Annotated in this window: 17 protein-coding genes; 14 read left to right on the top strand and 3 right to left on the bottom strand. The window is 40.9% G+C overall.

Features of this window, described 5'->3' with window-relative positions:
* Positions 1-105: 105 nt before the first annotated feature.
* The gene (locus HMPREF1519_RS00390) at positions 106-3609 is read right to left on the bottom strand and encodes a KxYKxGKxW signal peptide domain-containing protein (RefSeq protein ID WP_037610538.1); all 3504 of its coding nucleotides are present in this window, start codon (positions 3607-3609) and stop codon (positions 106-108) included.
* Positions 3610-3975: 366 nt separating this feature from the next.
* Positions 3976-5241 (bottom strand): threonine/serine ThrE exporter family protein, encoded by a 1266-nt coding sequence (locus tag HMPREF1519_RS00385; RefSeq protein WP_037610535.1) that lies wholly within the window; start codon positions 5239-5241, stop codon positions 3976-3978.
* Between the two features lie 326 nt (positions 5242-5567).
* On the opposite strand from HMPREF1519_RS00385, the gene dhaK reads away from it, so the two are divergent.
* The 6 genes from dhaK (at position 5568) to HMPREF1519_RS00355 (ending at position 10430) form a co-directional block, all read left to right on the top strand.
* Positions 5568-6557 carry a dihydroxyacetone kinase subunit DhaK gene (gene dhaK, locus HMPREF1519_RS00380; protein WP_037610533.1) on the top strand — a complete coding sequence of 330 codons (990 nt, stop codon included), beginning with the start codon at positions 5568-5570 and terminating at the stop codon, positions 6555-6557.
* A gap of 31 nt (positions 6558-6588) precedes the next feature.
* On the top strand, positions 6589-7164 hold the full coding sequence (gene dhaL, locus HMPREF1519_RS00375) for a dihydroxyacetone kinase subunit DhaL (RefSeq protein WP_037610531.1): 576 nt from the start codon (positions 6589-6591) through the stop codon (positions 7162-7164).
* 3 nt (positions 7165-7167) lie between these two features.
* A complete protein-coding gene (gene dhaM, locus HMPREF1519_RS00370; protein ID WP_014634742.1) occupies positions 7168-7542 on the top strand; it encodes a dihydroxyacetone kinase phosphoryl donor subunit DhaM in 375 nt (124 codons plus the stop codon).
* A 14-nt stretch (positions 7543-7556) separates the two neighbouring features.
* Positions 7557-8540, top strand: a complete 984-nt coding sequence (locus HMPREF1519_RS00365; RefSeq protein ID WP_037610528.1) for a Gfo/Idh/MocA family protein — start codon at positions 7557-7559, stop codon at positions 8538-8540.
* A gap of 151 nt (positions 8541-8691) precedes the next feature.
* Positions 8692-9783, top strand: coding sequence for a glycerol dehydrogenase (locus tag HMPREF1519_RS00360; RefSeq protein WP_004182244.1), 1092 nt, complete (start codon positions 8692-8694; stop codon positions 9781-9783).
* A gap of 302 nt (positions 9784-10085) precedes the next feature.
* Positions 10086-10430: a hypothetical protein gene (locus tag HMPREF1519_RS00355; protein WP_002885337.1), complete on the top strand. Its 345-nt coding sequence runs from the start codon at positions 10086-10088 to the stop codon at positions 10428-10430.
* A gap of 221 nt (positions 10431-10651) precedes the next feature.
* Here HMPREF1519_RS00355 and HMPREF1519_RS00350 read toward each other — a convergent pair whose 3' ends face one another.
* The gene (locus HMPREF1519_RS00350; RefSeq protein ID WP_022496779.1) at positions 10652-12136 is read right to left on the bottom strand and encodes a DUF1846 domain-containing protein; all 1485 of its coding nucleotides are present in this window, start codon (positions 12134-12136) and stop codon (positions 10652-10654) included.
* 306 nt (positions 12137-12442) lie between these two features.
* On the opposite strand from HMPREF1519_RS00350, the gene HMPREF1519_RS00345 reads away from it, so the two are divergent.
* The 8 genes from HMPREF1519_RS00345 to HMPREF1519_RS00310 all read left to right on the top strand — a co-directional run bounded on the left by HMPREF1519_RS00345 (position 12443) and on the right by HMPREF1519_RS00310 (position 21716).
* Complete coding sequence (locus HMPREF1519_RS00345) at positions 12443-13702, top strand: ABC transporter permease (protein WP_037610526.1); 1260 nt, start codon at positions 12443-12445, stop codon at positions 13700-13702.
* A gap of 15 nt (positions 13703-13717) precedes the next feature.
* Entirely contained in the window at positions 13718-14350 is a 633-nt protein-coding gene (locus HMPREF1519_RS00340) for an ABC transporter ATP-binding protein (RefSeq protein ID WP_002885283.1), read from the top strand.
* A 13-nt stretch (positions 14351-14363) separates the two neighbouring features.
* A complete protein-coding gene (locus HMPREF1519_RS00335; RefSeq protein WP_037610524.1) occupies positions 14364-15740 on the top strand; it encodes an ABC transporter permease in 1377 nt (458 codons plus the stop codon).
* A gap of 71 nt (positions 15741-15811) precedes the next feature.
* Positions 15812-16465 (top strand): response regulator transcription factor, encoded by a 654-nt coding sequence (locus HMPREF1519_RS00330; RefSeq protein ID WP_037610522.1) that lies wholly within the window; start codon positions 15812-15814, stop codon positions 16463-16465.
* The gene (locus HMPREF1519_RS00325) at positions 16462-17766 is read left to right on the top strand and encodes a sensor histidine kinase (protein ID WP_037610520.1); all 1305 of its coding nucleotides are present in this window, start codon (positions 16462-16464) and stop codon (positions 17764-17766) included. The genes HMPREF1519_RS00330 and HMPREF1519_RS00325 overlap by 4 nt, the downstream gene beginning before the upstream one ends.
* Before the next feature lie 232 nt (positions 17767-17998).
* Positions 17999-19609, top strand: a complete 1611-nt coding sequence (gene dexB, locus HMPREF1519_RS00320) for a glucan 1,6-alpha-glucosidase DexB (RefSeq protein ID WP_037610518.1) — start codon at positions 17999-18001, stop codon at positions 19607-19609.
* Between the two features lie 129 nt (positions 19610-19738).
* Positions 19739-20740 (top strand): UDP-glucose 4-epimerase GalE, encoded by a 1002-nt coding sequence (gene galE / locus HMPREF1519_RS00315; protein ID WP_037610516.1) that lies wholly within the window; start codon positions 19739-19741, stop codon positions 20738-20740.
* A 133-nt stretch (positions 20741-20873) separates the two neighbouring features.
* Positions 20874-21716: an aldo/keto reductase gene (locus HMPREF1519_RS00310; RefSeq protein ID WP_022496074.1), complete on the top strand. Its 843-nt coding sequence runs from the start codon at positions 20874-20876 to the stop codon at positions 21714-21716.
* The last annotated feature ends 69 nt before the right edge of the window (positions 21717-21785 follow it).

Here is a 21785-nt window from a genome sequence, read left to right as displayed (position 1 = left end):
GTTTTAGACAAAAAGAAAACACCAGAAAAAATGATTTCTGGTGTTTTTGAATACATTTTGGCAAAAATGAGGTATTTTTAAATGCTTACAGTTGTTAGTTTGATATTAATCCTTTTTCTCTGTAGCTACGCCATTTTCGTCAATAATATAGGTTTTTCCATCTTTTTCAAGCGTAGTGTTAGTGGTAATTGGAGAACCTTTTGACTCTGGACTAACTGATATCGGCTTTTCAAAATGATAAAGTTTACCATCAAACTCTGCCCATTCGCCACTAAAAGGAGTAGTCATATAAATTTCAGGGTTGAAATAATAAAGTCTATTATCTTCTAACCGAATGACACCTGTTTTTACAACTCCATTTTCATCAGAGATACAGAAACCATTCCAAGAGGTCGAGGTGTCTGTAGCTGTATTCCTTAGAAGTCGTCCTTTAGGACCCAAAAGATAGGTCTTTTCATTGATATTTTGTAGATATGTTCGGTTTTCAGCTCCCCATGGTGGGCTAATATAGTAGGTTTCATTATTATGAGTAACCCATCCGAACTGTAGATGACCGTCCTTATCAGCATAATAGTATTTGTAGTCGCCGTCAATATCATCAGAAAGCATACTACCGTCTTTTTTGAAGAAATAATCGAAATCACCTATCTTGTGTCTATCATTTCGAACTTGGTAGCCATCTTCTTTAAAATAAACACGTTTACCGTCAATAGTTGCCCAACCAAAGATCTGGCTTCCATCCTCGCCAAAATAAGTATATTTTTTAGAAAAGTAATCGCCTGTTTCATGGAATTTATTTACGAACATAGCACCAGTATCTTTATCGAAGAAATAGTATTTTCCATCAAGCAGAAGGCGTTTTCCTTTTGCTTGTTTTCCAGTTGGATCAAAGTAGTATTTTTGATGATTAATAATTTGAAGTCCAGTGGCTAACTGTCCATTCTCTTTAATATAAGCCCAATCACCATCTCTATCTTGAATAAATTGTCCAGGTTTATTCATAGTTACATAACCATTTTGGTCAATGACATAACGAATACCATTAAGTTCAAGTGTTCGGTTAGTCCACATAGCTCCGCTGTCTCTATCGAAATAATGTGTTTGACCGTCAATTTCGACAAGTCTTCCCTTAGCTTGTTTGCCCTCTTTATCAAAGTATAGAGTGACATTATCTATTGAATGGAGTCCTGTGACAGCTTTTCCCTCGTTATCAAAGTAGTACCAATTCCATGCATCATCGTGTTCGAAACGATTTGTTAGTTTAGTTTCGGTCGCTACTCCTTTATCATCAATGAGGTAGGCTTTTTTATTGTAAACTAAGGTCTTGGAAACTGTGAGAGGGGAAGTTTCGGAAAGCGAACTTGTTCTATTGAAAGCATAGAATTTATTATCACTTTGAATTACAGTTTCTTCAATCTTAGTTAAATCTGTGTTTTCTGGAAGTAGATGTCCGATGTAGAAATCATTGTTTTCATCAAGATAGTATAGATTACTATAATTATCACGAATAATACGTTTAATCTTATCGGTCTTTGTTCGTACTCCGTGGTCAATAATGTCTACTTCTTCCCTGACGGTATGGGTATAACTTCTTCCACCATTCTTGTAAGTTCTGTTTATGCTAGGCTCTAAGTGGTATAGCTTATCATCAATCGTTTTCCAAGTAGGTGTTGTAACTGTAAACATTTTGGGGATATTGCTATTATCAAAATAGATATTTTCAAAATAATAGAGTTTACCATTATTTGCAGTGCTAACACCAGTAAGTAGAACTCCATCCTTATCTGTACCTACGATGCCAGAGTAGTATGCATCATAATCCAGTTCCTGACGTCCGAGTAAAGGTCCGAGATAGTTTTTTAGAAGTTTGCCTTCAAAATAGTAATAGTCCTTGCCTCCTTTATTGACTATACCAGTGACTGGTGAACCAGAATTTGAAAAATAGTAGTCATCACCATTAATATGATGTTCTCCGGTTAGTACTTGGCCAAATTTATTGGAGCGATAGCTAGTATTTAAAGTTCCAACAAAGACACGTAATGACTGAATATAAAAGGCATCTTTTACCAATTTTCCATGATTATCAAAGAGGTAGTTTTGTCCTTTGAAGATAGTAAGACCATTTTCAACTCGACCAGTATGATCAAAATAATAAAGTTGATCGCCAACTCGATGCCATCCATAGTAACGTCGACCATCAGAACCATAATATTCGTAATACGTTTTAGCAAATGGTTCCTGTCTTCTGATTTCAATAGACCAAGTATGCCAATAGTTGGTTTTTACAGCACCTGAATAGTGACTAAAATAGTAATGGGAGCCGTCAATGATTCTTTCCCCATCTTTCGCTTGACGACCTTCTTCGTCAAAGTAAAGAGTTACTCCATCTACATTTTGCCATCCTTTTAGTTTCTCTCCTGTTGCGGTGTAATAGTACCAGTTGCCTGAGGAATCTTCTTGGAAATGGCCACCAGAAACAAGTGGACGTTGAGGAAGTTTCTGTTCAGTTTCAATCAAAAGACCATTAGCTTCTGCGTGGTAAGTTTTTCCATTAATAGTGATGTCGGTATTTATAACCTTATGACCACTATCCTTATCAAAGTAATAGGGTTCGATACCTATTGTAACGATTTCACCCTTGGCCTGAACACCGTCTGGGTAGAAATACATGTCGAAGCCATCTATAGTCTGTTCGCCTGTTAGAAGTTTCCCTTCTTTATCACTATAGTACCAGTTGCCGTCGTCATCCGACCAAAAACGGTCACGAACCAATTGGCCAGTATCTTTTTGAAAATAATAGGAATTTCCATCTAGTACGACAAAGGCATCTTTAGCTTGGACACCATTAGGGTAAAAGTAGAGTGGTATATTGTCAATAACTTGTTTACCGATAAGTGCTTTCCCATCTTGGCCTAAATAGTACCAATTTCCATTCTTATCAGATGCAAAAGCACTACGGGTAAGTTGTCCACTATCTTTCTCAAAGTGATATGTTGATCCATTAACGTGACGGGTGTCTCCTTTGACTTGCTTACCATCGGCATCGAAGTAGACATTCACATTATCAATATTTTGCATACCAGTAAGTGCTTTCCCATCCTTAATATAGTACCAGTTGCCCTGATCATCGCTAGTGTAATGACCGCCGGATATTACGGGACTTTCTTCTACTTCATGGGCTGCATTTGTTTCAGAATGTGATGTTTCAGAGCTTACGACTTCACTGCTAGTAACAGTAGAGACTTCCGAACGAAGAGCTTGTTGAGAGTTAATTTCAGAAGTACCTATGTCTGAAGTAGCTGCATCAGTGACACTTTGTTTAGATTCAGTAGAAGTAGTTTCAGTGATGATTTCACTTGAATTTGTTGTGACTAAAGATTTGTTTTCCTCTGGTTTAGTAGTGACTTCATTAGTTGACGGGCTTATGACATCGATTGCATTTTCTTCTATGCTGTTTTCAACCGTTGGTTCTGAGGTGGAGTGAGTCTGTTCAGCTGCGGACACATAGCCCAAGCTTGCAAAACTAAGTCCTAGAGCTAGACCAGTTACTGCAATGGTTACCCATTGCTTTTTTACTTTGTGAAGTTTAAAGTATACTTTCTTTTCCATGATAATGCTCCTTTCATAAAACTAAATAATAGTAGCAAGGATATGGTTAACTCATGAGTAAAATTAAGTTAGTATTATGGTTCTATTACTTACATATCAAGTTTATCATCACATTTTAATAAAATCAAAGAATTGTGTAAGCGTTTTTATTTTTGTATAAACTCTTTCCAACTCTACTCTAAACAAAACTGATAGTATATGAATGATGAACTTTCATTAAAGAGTGTTAATGATGTATTTGCTTTAAGTTAGCAGCGGATAGATCCTTGAGTAGGGTATTTTTGATATTCATAATATGCTATTCACTGATTTTAGAACGCCACCAAAAAAAGCCACTGGCATACAAAACCACTGGCTTTTAACAATTTATTTCTTCTTCCCTAGTACAAAATAGCGGCTAGGGATTTGTTGTGTCAAACTGACGGCGATGGCGATGGTAAATGAGGCCAGGAAACAAGCTCGTAGGAAGCTGAGACCTAGGTCTGAATTTCCAATCAAGAGGAAGTAGACCGCACGGTAGAAGCTCATCCCAGGGATGAGTGGGAACATGCTTGAGGCTAGAAAGACTGTAGCTGGACATCTACGGTAGTGGGCCAAAAAGCGTGAGGTGAAGGTAACCAGTAGGGCTGGGAAGAGGATGGCAAGGACCTCGTGATGGGTATTGTTCCAAATCAAGAGGTAGAGGAGCCATGAGCCTGCACCTAGGGTTCCGAGGTCTAAGAAGTATTTCTTGGGAACTCGGTAAAGCACGGAGAAGGCTGCTGTCCCCAGCCCGGCCATGAAGGTCTGAATCAAGACCTCCTGCCATGAGGTAGATGGTGTTGAGAACATGCCTGATAATTGTTCCGCAAAGGGAAGAAGTGAAATCATGGCAAGAACACCGACAGAGATAGACAGACAAGTGGAGACCCCAGACAGCATCAGGGCCAGACCACTATAGTAGTTGTTCTGGGTGAATTCTCGTATGGCATTAACAAAGTAGGCCCCAGGAATCAAAATCATCAAGGTTCCTAGGATAATCACACTACGATGTTGGCCGATTCCTAGATAGTAGAGAACATTGGCTGATAAAGCAGCAATGGCACTAGAGAGGATAATCTGCAAGAAACTGGTATGAATAAAACGAGAAAAGAGCTGCATACCAATCCCCACAAAAAGTCCCGATATAGCCGCAGCAGTTCCATCAATCCAGCTACTTCCAAGGGCTAGCGAGAAGCTTCCTGCACCAATGACACAGGCTATAATGTCCTCTAAAGGACGATAGAAAGTCTTCTGCTCTATGGTTTTCAGCTTTTGGAAAATACTAGCCACAGGCTGATTTGGCTGCTCTGCCAGTTCACGAGACAGGCGGTTAACTTCCTCGAGCTTGCCCAGATGGATAGAAGGAGCTGAGGTAGCTAGGACACGAGACTCCTTAAGACCAGATCGGTTGAGTCCGGAGATCATTACCCCTCGATTGACCACGTAAGTGGAAAAGTCTCTGATACCAAGAGACTTGGCCATATGCCCCATGGTGTCTTCAATACGGTAAATCTCAGCACCGCTCTCCATAAGGACACGGCCAGCCTGAAGGACGGCATCCATTTCGTTTTTAGTTTCTATTTCTGTCTCTCTTGGAAAATCGATGGTCATTTGAACCTCCTAATCGCTTAATTCGTCATTCCATTATAAGGTTTGAATGGTGGTTTTTCAATAGCTTTGGCGACTAAAAAAGGACTTTCTATGAGATTTTTCTTCTACTTTAATGATAGAGGTCAGGAAAATGGAGGTCTTGCCTTTTGCCTTGCTATTGATAGAGGCAAATGCTACAATTAAATTATAAAATGTATGCGTTTACATATTTTTACGCTGTCTTTCTCAAAAAGCCTTGAAGTCCTTTATTTAAAGGGAATTAACAATCACAGAAGGAAGCCAATGTAAGTGCAAATAGTTGATACCTTTGAAAAGGAGGCAATCCCATGAAAAAAATTATCAATAAACCTGAAAATGTAGTGACAGAGATGCTAGATGGCTTGGCTTATGTTCACAGTGATTTGGTACATCGTGTTGAGGGGTTTGACATCATCGCAAGAAATGAGCAGGCTGCTGGTCAGGTTGGTCTCATTTCTGGTGGTGGAAGTGGTCACGAGCCAGCTCACGCAGGTTTTGTAGGTGATGGTATGCTTTCTGCAGCCATTGCAGGTGCTGTCTTCACGTCACCAACGCCAGATCAGATTTTGGAAGCTATCAAGGAAGCGGACCAAGGAGCTGGTGTCTTCATGGTTGTTAAAAATTATTCTGGCGACATCATGAATTTTGAGATGGCTCAAGAATTGGCTGAAATGGAAGGCATCGAGGTTGCTAGTGTTGTTGTAGACGATGATATTGCTGTGGAAAATAGCCTTTATACACAAGGTCGTCGCGGGGTTGCAGGTACTATTTTCGTTCACAAAATCCTAGGTCATGCGGCTCGTGAAGGCAAGTCTCTGGCTGAAATCAAAGACTTGGCTGATAAGATTGTTCCTAATATTCACACCATTGGTTTGGCCCTTAGCGGTGCGACGGTTCCTGAGGTTGGTAAGCCTGGTTTTGTCCTAGCTGAGGATGAAATTGAATATGGTATTGGTATTCATGGTGAGCCAGGCTATCGTAAGGAGTCTATGCAGCCATCTCGCCAGTTAGCTGAAGAATTGACAGGGAAACTCCTTGAAGCCTTTGAGGCTAAGGCAGGTGAACGCTATGCCCTTCTCATCAATGGTATGGGTGCGACACCTCTCATGGAGCAGTATGTCTTTGCTAACGATGTAGCAAGCATTCTTGGAGAAGTTGGACTAGAAGTGGCCTATAAAAAATTAGGTAACTACATGACATCGATTGATATGGCAGGTCTTTCATTGACGCTCATGAAGATTGAAAATGACTCTTGGCTTGAGGCTCTGGAGAGTCCTGTTAAGACCATTGCTTGGTAGTCTGACATGGAAACTAGAAATTAGGTATATTATGGATAAAACAGTTGCAGTAAAATGGATGCAAGGCTTTGATCAAAGGGTTGAAGTAGAAAAAGACCACTTGTCTGAATTAGACGGTCCTATTGGAGATGGTGATCATGGTGCTAACTTGGCGCGTGGTATGGCGGCAGCCATTGAGGCTATTAAGAGCACGGAACCACAAAGTGCAGCAGAAGTGTTTAAGGCAGTCTCAATGGCCTTGATTAGCAAGGTTGGTGGTGCCTCAGGTCCGCTCTATGGGTCTGCCTTTATGGGCATGATGAAGGCTGAACAAGATGGACAGGATTTGGCAGGAGTACTTGAGGCAGGTCTCGAGATGATTAAAAAACGTGGTCATGCACAAGCTGGTGAAAAGACCATGGTGGATGTTTGGCATCCGGTTGTTGAAGCTGTCAAACAAGGTCAACTAACCAATGATGTCATTGACCAAGCTGTTCTTTCAACCAAGGATGTTGCAGCTACCAAGGGGCGTGCCTCTTATGTCGGTGAGCGTTCAATTGGTCACATTGACCCAGGTTCCTATTCGTCTGGCCTACTCTTCAAGGCCTTGCTAGAAGCGGAGGGCTAGGATATGCCAGAACTTGGAATTGTGATTGTATCCCACTCTGCTGATATCGCTAAAGGTTTGGTGAGTCTGATTCGTGAAGTTGCACCAGATATTCCTTTAACGGCCACAGGCGGTCTTGAAGATGGTGGACTGGGATCTAGTTTTGACCATGTTCAAGTAGCAGTGGATAGTCAACCTGCTAAACGTCTCTTGGCCTTTTATGATCTGGGCAGTGCTCGCATGAATTTGGAGATGGTTGAAGAATTTTCAGACAAGGAAATCCTTATTCAGCAGGTTCCTCTCATTGAGGGGGCCTATGCGGCATCAGCCTTGCTTCAGGCAGGAGCGAGTGAAGTTGAAATCTTATCACAGATAAATGAATTAACCATTCAAAAATAGAATAAAGGAAAACTATGACAAATCAAATTAAGTATAAATGGGCTAGTCTTGGGACGGGTGTTATTGCCAATGAGTTGGCACAGGCTTTAGAGGCTCTAGGTGGTAAACTCTATTCCGTTGCTAATCGCACCTATGATAAGGGTGTTGCCTTCGCTGAAAAATACGGCATTGAAAAGGTTTATCAAGAGATTGATGAAGTGTTTAAAGATCCTGAAGTGGATATTATCTACATTTCAACGCCTCACAATACGCATATCAATTTTCTTCGTAAGGCACTCGCAGCAGGTAAACACGTCCTCTGTGAAAAATCTATCACCTTAAATAGTGAGGAATTGGCAGAAGCTATCCAACTCGCCGAAGAAAATCATGTTAAACTGGCAGAAGCCATGACCATTTTCCATATGCCTATCTATCGAAAACTCTCTGAAATCGTGGAAAGTGGTAAGTTGGGACCTCTTAAGGTTATCCAGATGAACTTCGGTTCCTATAAAGAATATGACATGACCAACCGCTTTTTCAATCGTAACTTGGCTGGTGGAGCTTTGCTTGATATCGGTGTCTATGCCCTTTCCTTTGTACGTTGGTTCATGACGTCGCAGCCGACAGAGATGGTTTCACAGGTTAAATTAGCTCCAACTGGTGTTGATGAACAAGCGGGTATTCTCCTTACCAATGCAGAAGGGGAAATGGCAACGGTGACGCTAAGTCTTCACGCCAAACAGCCTAAACGTGGTACTATCGCCTATGACAAGGGCTATATCGAACTTTATGAATACCCACGTGGGCAAAAGGCGGTCATCACCTATACGGAAGATGGCTCACAAGAAGTCATCGAAGCAGGAGAAACCGCTAAAGCCCTCCAGTATGAGGTCCTCGATATGGAAGCAGCTGTTGCAGGCGAGGATAATCATACTTACCTCAATTACAGCCGAGATGTCATGGATCTCATGACACAACTCCGTAAAGACTGGGGTTTGACCTACCCAGAAGAAGAGTAGGAGTTTTGAAAACAGAGAAAAAATTAGACTTATGTACTGACTCCAAATAGATATGCTGTCAATTAAAGTGAGTTTTTAGCTCTATATTCCATAGAACTAAGGTCGTTTAATTGATTCTATATAAATACATTTATGTCAAAGGAGAAAGACTATGAGAAATTTTGCAAGTCCGTCGCGTTACATTCAAGGTGAAAATGCCTTATTTGAAAATGCAAAAACCATTTTGGAACTAGGAAGTCATCCTGTACTATTGTGTGATTCAGTAGTTTATGACATTGTGGGTCAACGTTTCGAAGAATATCTTGTTCAAAATGGACTTACAGTTGTTCCAGTCTTCTTTAATGGTGAAGCTTCAGATAATGAAATTAATCGTGTGGTAAGTTTGGCCAAAGAAAAGGGCTGTAATTTAGTCATTGGTTTAGGTGGTGGTAAGACTATTGATAGTGCTAAAGCCATCGCAGATCTTCTAAAATCACCAGTAGTGATTGCTCCTACCATTGCATCTACAGATGCTCCGGTTTCAGCCTTGTCTGTTATCTATACGGACGAAGGTGCCTTTGAACGCTACATCTTCTATTCTAAGAACCCAGAATTAGTTTTGGTTGATAGTAAGGTTATCTCTCAAGCGCCAAAACGCTTGCTTGCTTCTGGTATCGCAGATGGCTTAGCAACTTGGGTAGAAGCTCGAGCAGTTATGCAAGCAAATGGTAAAACCATGCTAGGCAAACACCAAACACTTGCTGGTGTTGCCATTGCTGAACGCTGTGAAGAAATCCTTTTTGCAGATGGTTTACAAGCCATGGCCGCCTGTGAAGCAAAAGTTGTAACGCCTGCCCTTGAAAACATCATTGAAGCCAATACCCTTCTCAGTGGTATCGGATTTGAAAGTGGTGGCTTGGCTGCGGCTCACGCCATCCATAATGGTTTCACAGCTCTCACTGGCGATATTCACCATTTGACTCATGGTGAAAAAGTAGCTTACGGAACTCTTGTACAATTGTTCCTAGAAAATCGTCCAAAAGAAGTTTTGGATAAATACATTCGTTTCTATCAACAAATTGGCATGCCAACCACTCTTAAAGAAATGCATCTTGAAAATGCAAGTTACGAAGATCTTCTCAAGGTTGGTCAACAAGCAACAATCGAAGGAGAAACTATTCATCAAATGCCATTTGAGGTGAAAGCTTCTGATATTGCGCAAGCCATCGTTGCTGTAGATGCTTATGTTCATGGATTAGCCTAAGTAAATTTGCTCTTTTGTAGGGAAAGTGCCACCATTCCCGTATAGGAATATTATCCCCCTCAGGCACTTATCCCAACAGGATAGACAAATTCTTATAGGAAAGGGTTCAGTTCTGTATTAGATAGGACTGTGCCCTTTTTACTATTTAAAATCCAATATTTCCAAAGTCCCTCAAAGCGTTTTAAGAACTTTTGAAAACATAAACCATTTTCAAGAAATCCTGATTTAACAGTCATTTCACTTGTGTAAGCGTTTTAAAAAGTGTATAATATAGGTGGAAAGATAGGAAAAGGAGATGGCTAGTGGCTAGTATAACAATTGAAGCGAGCAAGGTAGCTAGAAAGAGTCCTATTCGCGTAGACAGTAGTCTTGTGGGGACAGTTTCTGGAGTGGAAGACGTGAGCGTTTCCCTACCATCGTCGAAAGCTCGTTTGAGTGTCGGAAAGTTGGGTTACAAGTCTAACACCATTACCGTTGAGGACGGACAAACCGTTCGTGTTACTAGCAATTTTCTAAATCGTTTCATAGCGATAGCGCCATTGTTACTCTATCTTGTTGGAGGCCGTTACCTCCCACTTGTGGCAGTCCTATCTACTATAATTTTGCTTTTTAGCTTACCTTTTCTCAAGTTAGAAATCGTAGGCTGATTAGAATCGGGAGTGGCTTAGCCCTCTGTTTGATACCTTTAACTCACTTTTTCATAATAATGCTAGGCCACTCCCTTTTCATTGGGAACGGGTCGAGACGAAAGAGTGGGTTATCAAAAAGGGAACTCGATAGAGTTTCCCTTTTTTCTTTCTCCAACTAAATGCAATTCTAAAAGACCTCAGTTTTACTAACTGAGGTCTTTGTTGTTTCTAGTCATGCATTATTTACGATACAATTTGTCGTATTGATAGTAAGGGTCGAAGGTCACATTGATACCAAGCTTACGGAGAACATTTTTATCTTCATCAGTAAGGATGATGGTTGAGTGGGCTTCAGACCCCTTGAGGTTACCTAGTTCCTCCATGGCACGCGCCGCATCCGCATTGTTAGCAGCTGTGATGGCCAAGGCAATGAGGATTTCGTTTGAGTGGAGGCGAGGGTTACGGCTACCTAAATGGTCAATTTTCAGACCTTGGATAGGTTTAACCACCTCAGGCTCGATAAGTTTAGTATCCTTATCAATACCTGCAGAAGTCTTGATAGCGTTGATTAAAGCAGCCGCAGTTGGACCAAAGAGTTCTGAATTTTTACCAGTGACAATTTGGCCATTTGGCAATTCAAGCGCAAGGGCAGAACCACCTGTTTCTTCAGCCTTAGCGCGTGCTGCAACGACCACTTGGCGATCTTCAGGAGTAATGCCAAGATCGTTCATGAGCAACTCAATCTTCTTGACAGCGGTCTCAGGAACACGTTCATTTTTGAAATCAAGTACAGTTTGATAGTAGCGACGGATGATTTCTTGTTTAGAAGCTTCTTTGGCGGCCTCATCATCCGTAATGGCAAAACCAACCATGTTAACACCCATATCCGTAGGTGAAGCGTAAGGAGACTCACCAAGGATACGCTCAAGCATACGTTTGAGGACTGGGAAAATCTCGATGTCACGGTTGTAGTTTACTGTAGTCTTGCCATAAGTTTCCAAGTGGAATGGGTCAATCATATTGACATCATCAAGGTCTGCAGTGGCAGCTTCATAGGCCAAGTTAACTGGGTGATGAAGCGGCAAATTCCAAACTGGGAAGGTTTCAAATTTAGCATAACCTGACTTGATACCATTGATTTGGTCGTGGTACATGTTAGACATACATGTCGCCAATTTACCAGAACCAGGACCAGGAGCAGTAACAACGATAAGGTTACGGCTAGTCTTGATATAGTCGTTTTTCCCCATACCCTCAGGAGAAATGATATGATTCATATCCGTTGGGTAGCCCTTGATAGGGTAGTGGATGTAAGACGTGATTCCATTTTTTTCCAGTTGATTACGGAAAGCATCAGCCGCTGGTTGACCAGAATACTGCGTAATAACAACAGAACCCACATAGATATTAAGCTCGTTGAATTTATCAATCAGACGAAGCACCTCTTGGTCGTAGGAAATGCCAAGGTCACCACGAGCCTTAGAATGCTCGATATTGCTGGCATTAATAGCAATAACCACTTCGACCTGATCTTTGAGCTCTTGAAGGAGCTTGATTTTATTGTCAGGTTCATAACCAGGGAGGACACGGGCAGCATGGAAATCTTCCAACATCTTACCACCAAACTCCAAGTAGAGCTTGCCGTCAAACTGGTTAATGCGCTCCAAAATATGGTCGCGTTGCAGATTCAAATACTGTTCGGAACTAAAAGCTTGTTTCTTCATAAATAAAAATACCTCTGAGAAAAATTATATCAAATGACGAGGGTAAATGCTATTGGCGAGAGATGATTTATGGGAGAAAAAGAGGTGAAGTCAATCATGAAACGAATTTTTTATGATAGTCCTTTAGAGTTATTATTTAATTGGAGTTCTCATCTCAGCAGTTAGATTTTTAGATAACAATCACTTTAGAATATTGAATTTCATAAAGGTTTCACATTTGTCGTCTATAATTAGGATAAGAAAAATGAAGAGTCCTCATTTATCTTTGGTGTAGCTGAGGGCCAATGTCTTAAATGGAGGTGGAAGATGGTTCTCTTACAACAGGCAGTTGCTTATATTTTCCGCAAAAAAACGCGGAATTTTATCCTTTTTCTTATTTTATTTTTGATATTATCTTGCTTGTATTTTTGTTTTTCTCTTATGCAAGTTGGTGGAGGAATGGAGGCACAAATCAGGAAGTCAAGTGGGGCAAGTTTTGATCTGGTAAGTAAAGAAAGAGGGAGTGCCTTTTCCTGGAAAGAGGGGGCAAAGATTAGTCATCTATCTGATGTGATTTCAACGATACCTCAATATGTAAGTCCGGTGCGACTTATCGATAAGAAGGTAGTTACAGGAAAACAAACGGTGGAACGTGATGATCTTAATAATGAGGCTAATCAAGCCTTGGGAGCCACTTTTACTAAGGAAACAGGCCAAAGTGTTGATTTTAGGAGTGGTGCTTTTCAACTCATTAAGGGGAAGCACATATCTGCTAAAAGGCAAATTATGATTCATGAATCGCTTGCTAGGAAAAATAAGCTAAGCGTCGGAGATAAGCTGACCTTGTCCAATTTCCAGATGACTGAAAGTGGAGCTAGGGAAATGACCTTTGATATAGTTGGTATTTTTTCTGGCAAGAAGGAGGAGACATTTACTGGAATGTCCTCAGATTTAAGTGAAAATCAAATCTTCCTCCATTATGACGATAATAGCCAACTGCTTAATTTGACTGATAAGTTAGTGACAAAATTATCCTTTGGTATTAAGAATCCAGATAGAATCAATCAAGTCATTAAACAAGTGGAACAATTGAATATCGATTGGAATCGTCTACGTTTAGACGAGGACCGTAAGGCTTTTGACTCCTTGAAGGAATCGTCTAAAGCGCTACAAGGAATCGTCAGAACGATGATGATTAGTTTAATTGTTACAGGAGCAGGGATCCTCTCATTTTTAATGGCACTATGGACGCGTGAGCGAAATCATGAGATAGGTATTCTTTTAGCAATTGGGAAGAGTAAGGGACGCATTTTTGCCCAATTTCTTATGGAGATATTGTTGGTGTCCCTTATGTCTTTGCTACCTGCCCTTGCTATTGGACGGCTACTAAGTCGACTGTTTTTGCAAGAATTTATAGGACAGCAAGGACAGCAGCAGGCTCTTCAGTTATTAGATCAAATACCTCAGGGACTACCTTTAGGCCAATCTTATCTAAGTCTTCTAGTCTTGGTAATATTATCGCTCGGTGTGACAACAGGTCTCATTTGGCGTAAAACTCCAAAAGAAATCTTATCTAATATGAGTTAAGGAGAAAGGAACACTATGTTAGAACTCAAAGATGTTACGTATAGTTATCAAAATAAAAGTGAAGCTATCCTCTCGAAAGTGAATTATCGTTTCGAGAAAGGTAAATTTTATAGTATTATTGGGCAATCTGGAGCGGGAAAATCGACCTTACTTTCCCTTTTGGCAGGTCTTGATTATCCCAAGAAGGGGCAGGTCTTGTTTAATGGAGAAAATATCAAGAAAAAAGGCTCTAGTTATCATCGTAGACACCATGTTGCGCTTGTTTTTCAAAATTACAATCTCATTGATTATCTTACACCTTTAGAAAATGTACGACTTGTTAATAAAAATGCCGATAGGAAGATACTTTCTGAATTGGGATTAGATGAAAAACAAATTAATCGAAATGTCCTGCAACTTTCAGGTGGGCAACAACAACGTGTAGCAATTGCGCGGGCTTTGGTTTCAGAGGCTCCAATTATCTTAGCAGATGAACCGACAGGAAATCTAGACGAGGAAACTGCGAAGGATATTATTGCTATCCTAAAAAGAATGGCCTTAGATCGCCAAAAATGTGTCATAGTTGTTACGCACAGTAAGGAAGTTGCTCAGGCATCTGATGTGGTTTTAGAGTTGAAGAAGAAACAACTCATAGAAAAGAAAAAATAAAGAAAGGACTCTTATGTTTCGAAACGCTTTTGCATATATTACACGAAAATGGTCAAAGTCACTATTACTGTTAATTATTATTCTTTTGATGAGTACTCTTAGTTTGTTAGGACTTGCTATGCGAAGTGCAACCCAAGAAGCTGCATCCAAGAGTCTAGGGTCAATTACCAATAGTTTTTCAATGCAGATTAATCGTAATACGAATCCTGGAACTCCTCGTGGGGCTGGAAATCTTAAGGGAGAAGATATTAAAAAGATTAGTGAGGCTAAAGGGATTGTTTCGACTATAAAACGGATAAATGGTATTGGTGATTTACTAGATTATGAGATTATCGAAACAGAGCAAACGCTACAAAATCAGTCGCCAGAACGTGCTAAAAATTTTAAATCTACCTTGATGTTGACAGGAGTCAATGACTCATCAAAAGAAGACAAATTTGTTTCAGGTGCTTATAAACTAGTTGAAGGAGAACATCTAACCGATAAGGATCATAATCAAATCTTGATGCACGAAGATTTAGCTAAAAAGAATGGTCTTAATGTAGGAGATAAAGTAAAGCTTAAATCTAATCTCTATGACGCTGATAACGAAAAAAGGGCTGATGAAACAGTAGAAGTGACTATCAAAGGTTTATTTTCTGGTCAAAATAAAGCAGCCGTTACCTATGCTCAGGAGTTGTATGAAAACACCCTCATCACTGATCTATATACAGTAGCAAAACTCTATGGTAATACTGTAGAAACTGCCACTTATGAGGATGCCACTTTCTTTGCTAAAGGCGATCAAAATCTTGATTCCTTGATAGCAAAGATTAAAAAGTTGAATATTAACTGGTCCCTCTACGATCTTGTTAAGAGCTCGTCAAATTACCCTGCTTTACAGAAATCTATTCTTGGGATGTATCGTGTGGCAAACCGTATGTTTATTGGAAGTCTCATTTTTACAAGTTTATTGCTAACCCTTCTGTTAATTTTATGGTTAAATGCTCGTCGTAGAGAAGTTGGTATCTTTTTGGCCTTGGGACTTAAAAAGACACAGGTTGCGGGTCAATTTTTAATAGAATTGCTGATGATTGCCTTACCAGCCTTTCTTTTGTCATATGGTTTAGCTAGTTTCTTTGCCGAAAAAGTTGGTAATACAGTCCTTTCCAATGTAACAGAAGGTATCAATAAGCAAATGACCAAAGAATCTCTAGCTGCAAATCTTGGTGGAGGGGCTGAGGCAGAAAGCTTCAGTAAGACTCTAACTCAGATTCACATGACAGTCCAACCTAAGCAACTTTTGGTAGTCATTCTAGTCGGTGGATTTATTTTAAGCTTGGTATCCTTGATTTCTTCTCGCTGGCTTCTTCACAAGAAACCCAAGGACCTCTTAGTTGATGTTGAATGATAAGTTTGCTGCACCTATAAAAAACGGTATAATGGAAGAAAGAGACCATATATAGATGAAAAGGATAATGTATGAAGATACTAATCGTAGAAGATGAAGTCCTGATTCGCGAAGGGATGAGCGACTATCTCATGGAATGTGGTTATGAGGTCTTTGAAGCAGGCGATGGGCAGGAGGCCCTGGACCTCTTTCACAGAGAGGCGCCGGATCTGGTCTTGCTGGACATCCAGCTCCCTATCCTCAATGGCTTGGAAGTGCTCAAGACCATCCGGAAGACCAGCTCAGTCCCTGTCCTCATGCTGACGGCCTTCCATGACGAGGACTATAAGTTGACGGCCTTTGGAGAGCTGGCAGATGGCTATCTGGAAAAACCTTTCTCCTTGTCCCTCTTGAAGGTCCGGATTGAAGCTATTTTTAAAAAGCTTCAACCTTCACGGGTCTTCACCTATGGAGAGGCACGGGTGGATTTTGAGAGTTATACAGCCAGCCTAGCTGGGCAAGCTATCTCCATGAATGCCAAGGAGTTGGAAATCTTGGAATACTTGCTCCAGAATGAAGGGAAGGCCCGGACCCGCTCTCAGATCCTCGATGCCGTCTGGAAGGAGACGGAGGAGATTCCTTTTGACCGGGTGATCGATGTCTATATCAAGGAACTACGAAAAAAACTAGAGCTGGACTGTATCGTTACGGTACGTAATGTCGGCTATAAATTGGAGAGACCATGACCAAACGGAGTATCTTTGCAAAAATCTTTCTGATCACCTTTGCCCTTTTTAGTAGCTTAGTCATCCTTCTACATGCTTCGGTTTACTTTATTTTTCCATCGACCTATATCGAGTCCCAGCGCCAGACGATTTTGAAGAAATCACAGGCTCTGGCCAAGAGTTTCCAGGGTCAGGCAGAAGGGACCATTGAGTCGGTCATCGACCTTTATTCCAAGACCAATGATATCAAGGTCTCGATCAAGGGCAAGGAAAAACAAAATGCCATAGAGGTAAAGGATGATCTGCTCCTGAACCCTGACAGCCAGAATAATTTCCTGGTCATTGAAGAGCGAAAGATTCAGACTAAGGAAGGGAAATACCTGACCTTGCAATTCTTAGCGACCGTCGATTCGCAAAAGGAAGCTCGGGACATCAGTCTGGGCTTTCTTCCCTATAGTCTCCTTGCTTCCTTTGTTCTGTCGCTAATTGCCTCCTATCTCTATGCCCGCATGATTTCCGCTCCGATCCTTGAGATCAAGCAGATGACCAAGCGGATGAAACGGCTGGATCGGACAGCTAGTCTTCCCATTCATTCGCAGGATGAGATTGGCGTTCTCAAGCAACAGATCAACGACCTCTATCACCATCTTTTAGAGGTGATCGACAATCTAGAGCAGCAGAAACAGGAAAATCTGAAGTTGGAGCAGATGAAGGTCGAATTCCTTCGGGGGGCTTCGCATGAGCTCAAGACGCCTCTGGCCAGCTTGAAGATTATCCTAGAAAATATGCGGGATAAGATCGGCCGCTACAAGGATCGGGACCGCTATCTGGCGGTCTCCCTCGATATCGTCGATGAGATGAATCAGATCGTCCTAGAAATCCTGTCCCTGTCCTCTGTCCAGGAATTGGCTGGTGATAAGGAGTGGATTCAGTTAGATGATGTGGTAAATCGCATACTCACTCAAAATCAAGTGTTGGTTGAGAATCGCTCCCTATTAATTGACAATTATCTTCCGGCAACTAGTATTTTCATGAATTTACCTATTTTGAAATTGGTTCTCTCAAATATCATCAGTAATGCAGTCAAGCATTCTGATAAGGGTGGAGTGATTCGAATAGGTTTAGAAAATGAAGGAACCGATTTTGTCATTGAAAATACGAGTGTATCTAAAGAAAATATTTCAACTAAAGCTCAGTCTAAGAAAGAAGGAGGATTAGGCCTTTTTGTGGTCAAATACCTTTTAGAGCATGAGGAACTTAGCTATAGATTTGAAGAAAGTTCTACGGGGAGGCGCTTTGTTATGGTCTTGCCCAAAAAGTAAAAAGCGATAGTTAAGCTATTAACCATCGTTTTTTTTGTATTGTTAAAATAAGCAAAGGCTAACCTTACATTTCAACTCTATTATTTTTCAATATTACCAAAAGTTTAAGGAGTTTGAAGTATAGGTCATTGAAATGTTTTAAACAATGGAAGAAAACGCTTGCATAACTTCTAGAAAAACGTAAAATAGAACCATCAGACTCACGATGATAATAAAAACGAGGAGTAGAATCATGCAAAAATACTGGTGGCATAAAGCTACGATTTATCAAATTTACCCTAAATCATTCATGGATTCCAATGGTGATGGTATCGGTGATCTCAAGGGGATTACAAGTAAACTAGATTATCTTCAAAAACTCGGAATAACAGCCCTATGGCTTTCGCCTGTCTATGATAGCCCAATGGATGACAATGGCTATGATATCGCTAACTATGAGGCTATTGCAGATATTTTTGGAGACATGAGTGACATGGATGAGCTTTTGGCGGAAGCCAAGAAGCGTGATATTCAAATTGTTATGGACTTGGTGGTTAACCATACGTCTGATGAGCATGCTTGGTTTATCGAAGCGCGTGAAAATCCAGAAAGTCTTGAACGAGATTTCTACATCTGGCGAGACAAACCTAACGAGTTAGTATCTATCTTTAGTGGCTCCGCTTGGGAATATGATGAGACCTCAGGCCAATATTATCTGCATTTCTTTAGTAAGAAACAGCCAGACCTCAATTGGGAAAATCCACAGCTCCGCCAGAAAGTTTATGACATGATGAATTTCTGGATTGATAAGGGAATCGGTGGTTTCCGCATGGATGTGATTGATATGATTGGTAAGATTCCAGATCAACTGATTGATACAAACGGTCCAAGGCTTCACGATTACATCAAGGAAATGAATCAGGCGAGCTTTGGTAAGCATGACCTTCTAACCGTTGGTGAAACCTGGGGAGCGACACCTGAAATTGCTAAACAGTATTCAAATCCTGATAATCAAGAACTTTCAATGGTTTTTCAGTTCGAACATATTGGACTTCAGCATAAGCCAGATAGCCCTAAATGGGAGTATGAGAAGGAGTTAAATGTTTCAGCACTTAAGGCTATTTTCAATAAATGGCAAACTGAGTTAGAGTTGGGACAAGGGTGGAACTCACTATTCTGGAATAATCATGATCTACCTCGTATTCTTTCAATGTGGGGAGATACTGGTGTTTATCGTGAGAAGTCAGCCAAGGCCTTAGCTATCCTCCTTCATCTCATGAGGGGAACACCTTATATTTATCAAGGTGAAGAAATAGGCATGACCAATTATCCTTTTAGAACTTTGAAAGAATTGAATGACATTGAATCTCTCAACTATGCTAAAGAAGCTCTCGAAAAAGGGGCATCACTAGAAAGTATCATGGACCAAATCCGTCAGGTGGGTCGTGACAACGCTCGAACACCAATGCAATGGGATGCGTCTAAAAATGCTGGATTTAGCACATCGGATAAGACTTGGCTACCTGTTAATCCGAACTATAAGGACATAAATGTTGAGTCAGCCCTCGCCAATCCAGAATCGATTTTCTATACCTATCAGAAGCTCGTTGTGCTTCGTAAAACTCAAGATTGGTTGGTAGATGCTGACTTTGAACTCTTGGAGACAGCCACAAAAGTATTTGCTTATATTCGGAAAACCGAAGATAGCAGTTATCTGGTTGTAGTCAACCTATCAGACCAAGAACAAGACTTCTGTTATGATTTCGAAAGAGCAGAAGTTGTCATTGCAAATACCGAATTAGAGCCAATTACAGACCAAGGCAAACTCCAAGCCTGGGATGCCCTTTGTGTCAAGGTGAGATAGAAAGAAAAATGGTTGTCAACTAACTGTTGATGACCATTTTTTATCTTCTTTCCCCTTACTTAACTCAGGTTAGTCTTGTAGACTAGAATTATGTTATAATAATAGAAAAATAAGAAAAAGGTGAATTTTATGGCAATCTTAGTTTTAGGTGGAGCTGGTTACATCGGTTCTCACATGGTGGACCGTTTGGTTGAAGCGGGTCAAGAAAAAGTCGTTGTCGTGGATAACTTGGTGACAGGTCACCGTGCGGCAGTTCATCCAGACGCTGTATTCTACCAGGGAGATTTGGCAGATCAGGACTTTATGCGTAAGGTCTTTAAGGAAAATCCTGATGTCGATGCGGTTATTCACTTTGCGGCTTACTCACTTGTGGCTGAGTCTATGGAAAAACCACTTAAGTATTTCGACAATAATACAGCTGGTATGGTGAAGTTGCTAGAAGTCATGAACGAATGTGGTGTCAAATACATTGTCTTCTCATCAACAGCTGCGACTTATGGTATTCCTGAGGAAATTCCAATCCTTGAAACCACACCACAAAAGCCAATCAATCCTTACGGTGAAAGCAAGCTCATGATGGAAACCATCATGAAGTGGTCAGACCAAGCCTACGGCATCAAGTATGTCCCTCTTCGTTACTTTAATGTAGCGGGAGCCAAGCCTGACGGTTCTATCGGTGAAGACCATGGTCCTGAAACCCACCTCTTGCCAATTATTCTCCAAGTGGCTCAAGGTGTGCGCGAGAAAATCATGATTTTTGGTGACGACTACAATACTCCAGACGGAACTAATGTTCGTGACTACGTGCATCCATTTGACTTGGCAGATGCCCATCTTTTAGCAGTGGAGTATCTCCGCAAAGGTAATGAGTCAACAGCCTTCAACCTCGGTTCTTCAACTGGATTTTCAAACCTCCAAATCCTTGAAGCAGCTCGTAAGGTAACAGGTAAGGAAATCCTAGCTGAAAAGGCTGATCGTCGTCCTGGTGACCCAGATACATTGATTGCATCCTCTGAAAAGGCTCGTACGGTACTAGGTTGGAAACCACAATTTGACAACATCGAAAAAATCATCGAAAGTGCCTGGGCATGGCATTCAAGTCATCCAAAAGGCTATGATGATAGAGATTAATTATAAGGAATAGAAGCTCCATCTGGTCACAAACTACCACTTGGAGTTTTTTCCTACACACCGTAGCAAATCTTTGCATTTTTATCTTATATCTTTTAAGATAATTCTGTTACAAATTGAAAAGGAGAACAGGATGGAAACATATACACTTTCAAATGGCGTTACGATTCCTAAAATCGGTTTTGGAACTTGGCAGATTCCAGAAGGGGAAGAAGCTTATAACAGCGTTACTTTCGCACTTAAGGCTGGTTACACACATATTGATACAGCGCAAATCTACGGTAACGAGGTTTCTGTAGGTAAGGCGATTGCTGATAGTGATGTGGCGCGTGAGGATATTTTCCTAACAACAAAACTTTGGAATGACAAGCACGATTACGAATTGGCTAAAGCCTCTATCGACGAGTCACTTGAAAGATTAGGTGTGGATTATTTGGATCTTTTGCTCATTCACTGGCCAAATCCTAAGGCTCTTCGTGAAAATGATGCTTGGAAGGCTGGCAATGCAGGCGCTTGGAAGGCAATGGAAGAAGCCTATAAAGATGGTAAGGTTCGTGTTATTGGGGTATCTAACTTTATGCAACATCACCTTGAAGCTCTCCTTGAAACGGCTGAAATTGTGCCACATGTTAACCAAATTCTCTTGGCTCCAGGTTGTGCCCAAGAAGATTTGGTTGCTTATTGCCAAGATCGTGACATTCTTCTTGAAGCTTACAGCCCACTGGGTACTGGTAGCATTTTTGGAAATGAAGAGGTTGAAGCAGTGGCTGAACGTAACGGAAAATCTGTTGCTCAAGTCGCCCTACGTTGGAGCCTTCAAAAAGGTTTCTTGCCACTACCTAAGTCAGTGACACCAAAAAATATTGAAGCCAACTTGGATATCTTTGACTTTGATTTGTCGGAGGAAGATATGGCAGTCTTGGATAAGATTCAAGGCATCAAGACTCAGGATAATCCTGACACAGTTAATTTTTAATAGAATAGAAGCAACTCGTGAGGGTTGTTTTTATTGTTTTACGAATAAGAGTATGAACCTATTATCAAA

Origin of the sequence: Streptococcus sp. SR4 (assembly GCF_000517725.1) — a bacterium.
GTDB lineage: Bacteria > Bacillota > Bacilli > Lactobacillales > Streptococcaceae > Streptococcus > Streptococcus salivarius_F.
Note: the sequence above shows the minus strand (reverse complement) of the source record. Positions and strands in the feature narration are given on the sequence as shown.

Excerpts from the sequence above, each read along its gene's own strand:
- HMPREF1519_RS00390 (WP_037610538.1), bottom strand. The coding sequence starts at position 3,609 with ATGGAAAAGAAAGTATACTTTAAACTTCACAAAGTAAAAAAGCAATGG.
- HMPREF1519_RS00385 (WP_037610535.1), bottom strand. The coding sequence starts at position 5,241 with ATGACCATCGATTTTCCAAGAGAGACAGAAATAGAAACTAAAAACGAA.
- dhaK (WP_037610533.1), top strand. The coding sequence starts at position 5,568 with ATGAAAAAAATTATCAATAAACCTGAAAATGTAGTGACAGAGATGCTA.
- dhaL (WP_037610531.1), top strand. The coding sequence starts at position 6,589 with ATGGATAAAACAGTTGCAGTAAAATGGATGCAAGGCTTTGATCAAAGG.
- dhaM (WP_014634742.1), top strand. The coding sequence starts at position 7,168 with ATGCCAGAACTTGGAATTGTGATTGTATCCCACTCTGCTGATATCGCT.
- HMPREF1519_RS00365 (WP_037610528.1), top strand. The coding sequence starts at position 7,557 with ATGACAAATCAAATTAAGTATAAATGGGCTAGTCTTGGGACGGGTGTT.
- HMPREF1519_RS00360 (WP_004182244.1), top strand. The coding sequence starts at position 8,692 with ATGAGAAATTTTGCAAGTCCGTCGCGTTACATTCAAGGTGAAAATGCC.
- HMPREF1519_RS00350 (WP_022496779.1), bottom strand. The coding sequence starts at position 12,136 with ATGAAGAAACAAGCTTTTAGTTCCGAACAGTATTTGAATCTGCAACGC.
- HMPREF1519_RS00345 (WP_037610526.1), top strand. The coding sequence starts at position 12,443 with ATGGTTCTCTTACAACAGGCAGTTGCTTATATTTTCCGCAAAAAAACG.
- HMPREF1519_RS00340 (WP_002885283.1), top strand. The coding sequence starts at position 13,718 with ATGTTAGAACTCAAAGATGTTACGTATAGTTATCAAAATAAAAGTGAA.
- HMPREF1519_RS00335 (WP_037610524.1), top strand. The coding sequence starts at position 14,364 with ATGTTTCGAAACGCTTTTGCATATATTACACGAAAATGGTCAAAGTCA.
- HMPREF1519_RS00330 (WP_037610522.1), top strand. The coding sequence starts at position 15,812 with ATGAAGATACTAATCGTAGAAGATGAAGTCCTGATTCGCGAAGGGATG.
- HMPREF1519_RS00325 (WP_037610520.1), top strand. The coding sequence starts at position 16,462 with ATGACCAAACGGAGTATCTTTGCAAAAATCTTTCTGATCACCTTTGCC.
- dexB (WP_037610518.1), top strand. The coding sequence starts at position 17,999 with ATGCAAAAATACTGGTGGCATAAAGCTACGATTTATCAAATTTACCCT.
- galE (WP_037610516.1), top strand. The coding sequence starts at position 19,739 with ATGGCAATCTTAGTTTTAGGTGGAGCTGGTTACATCGGTTCTCACATG.
- HMPREF1519_RS00310 (WP_022496074.1), top strand. The coding sequence starts at position 20,874 with ATGGAAACATATACACTTTCAAATGGCGTTACGATTCCTAAAATCGGT.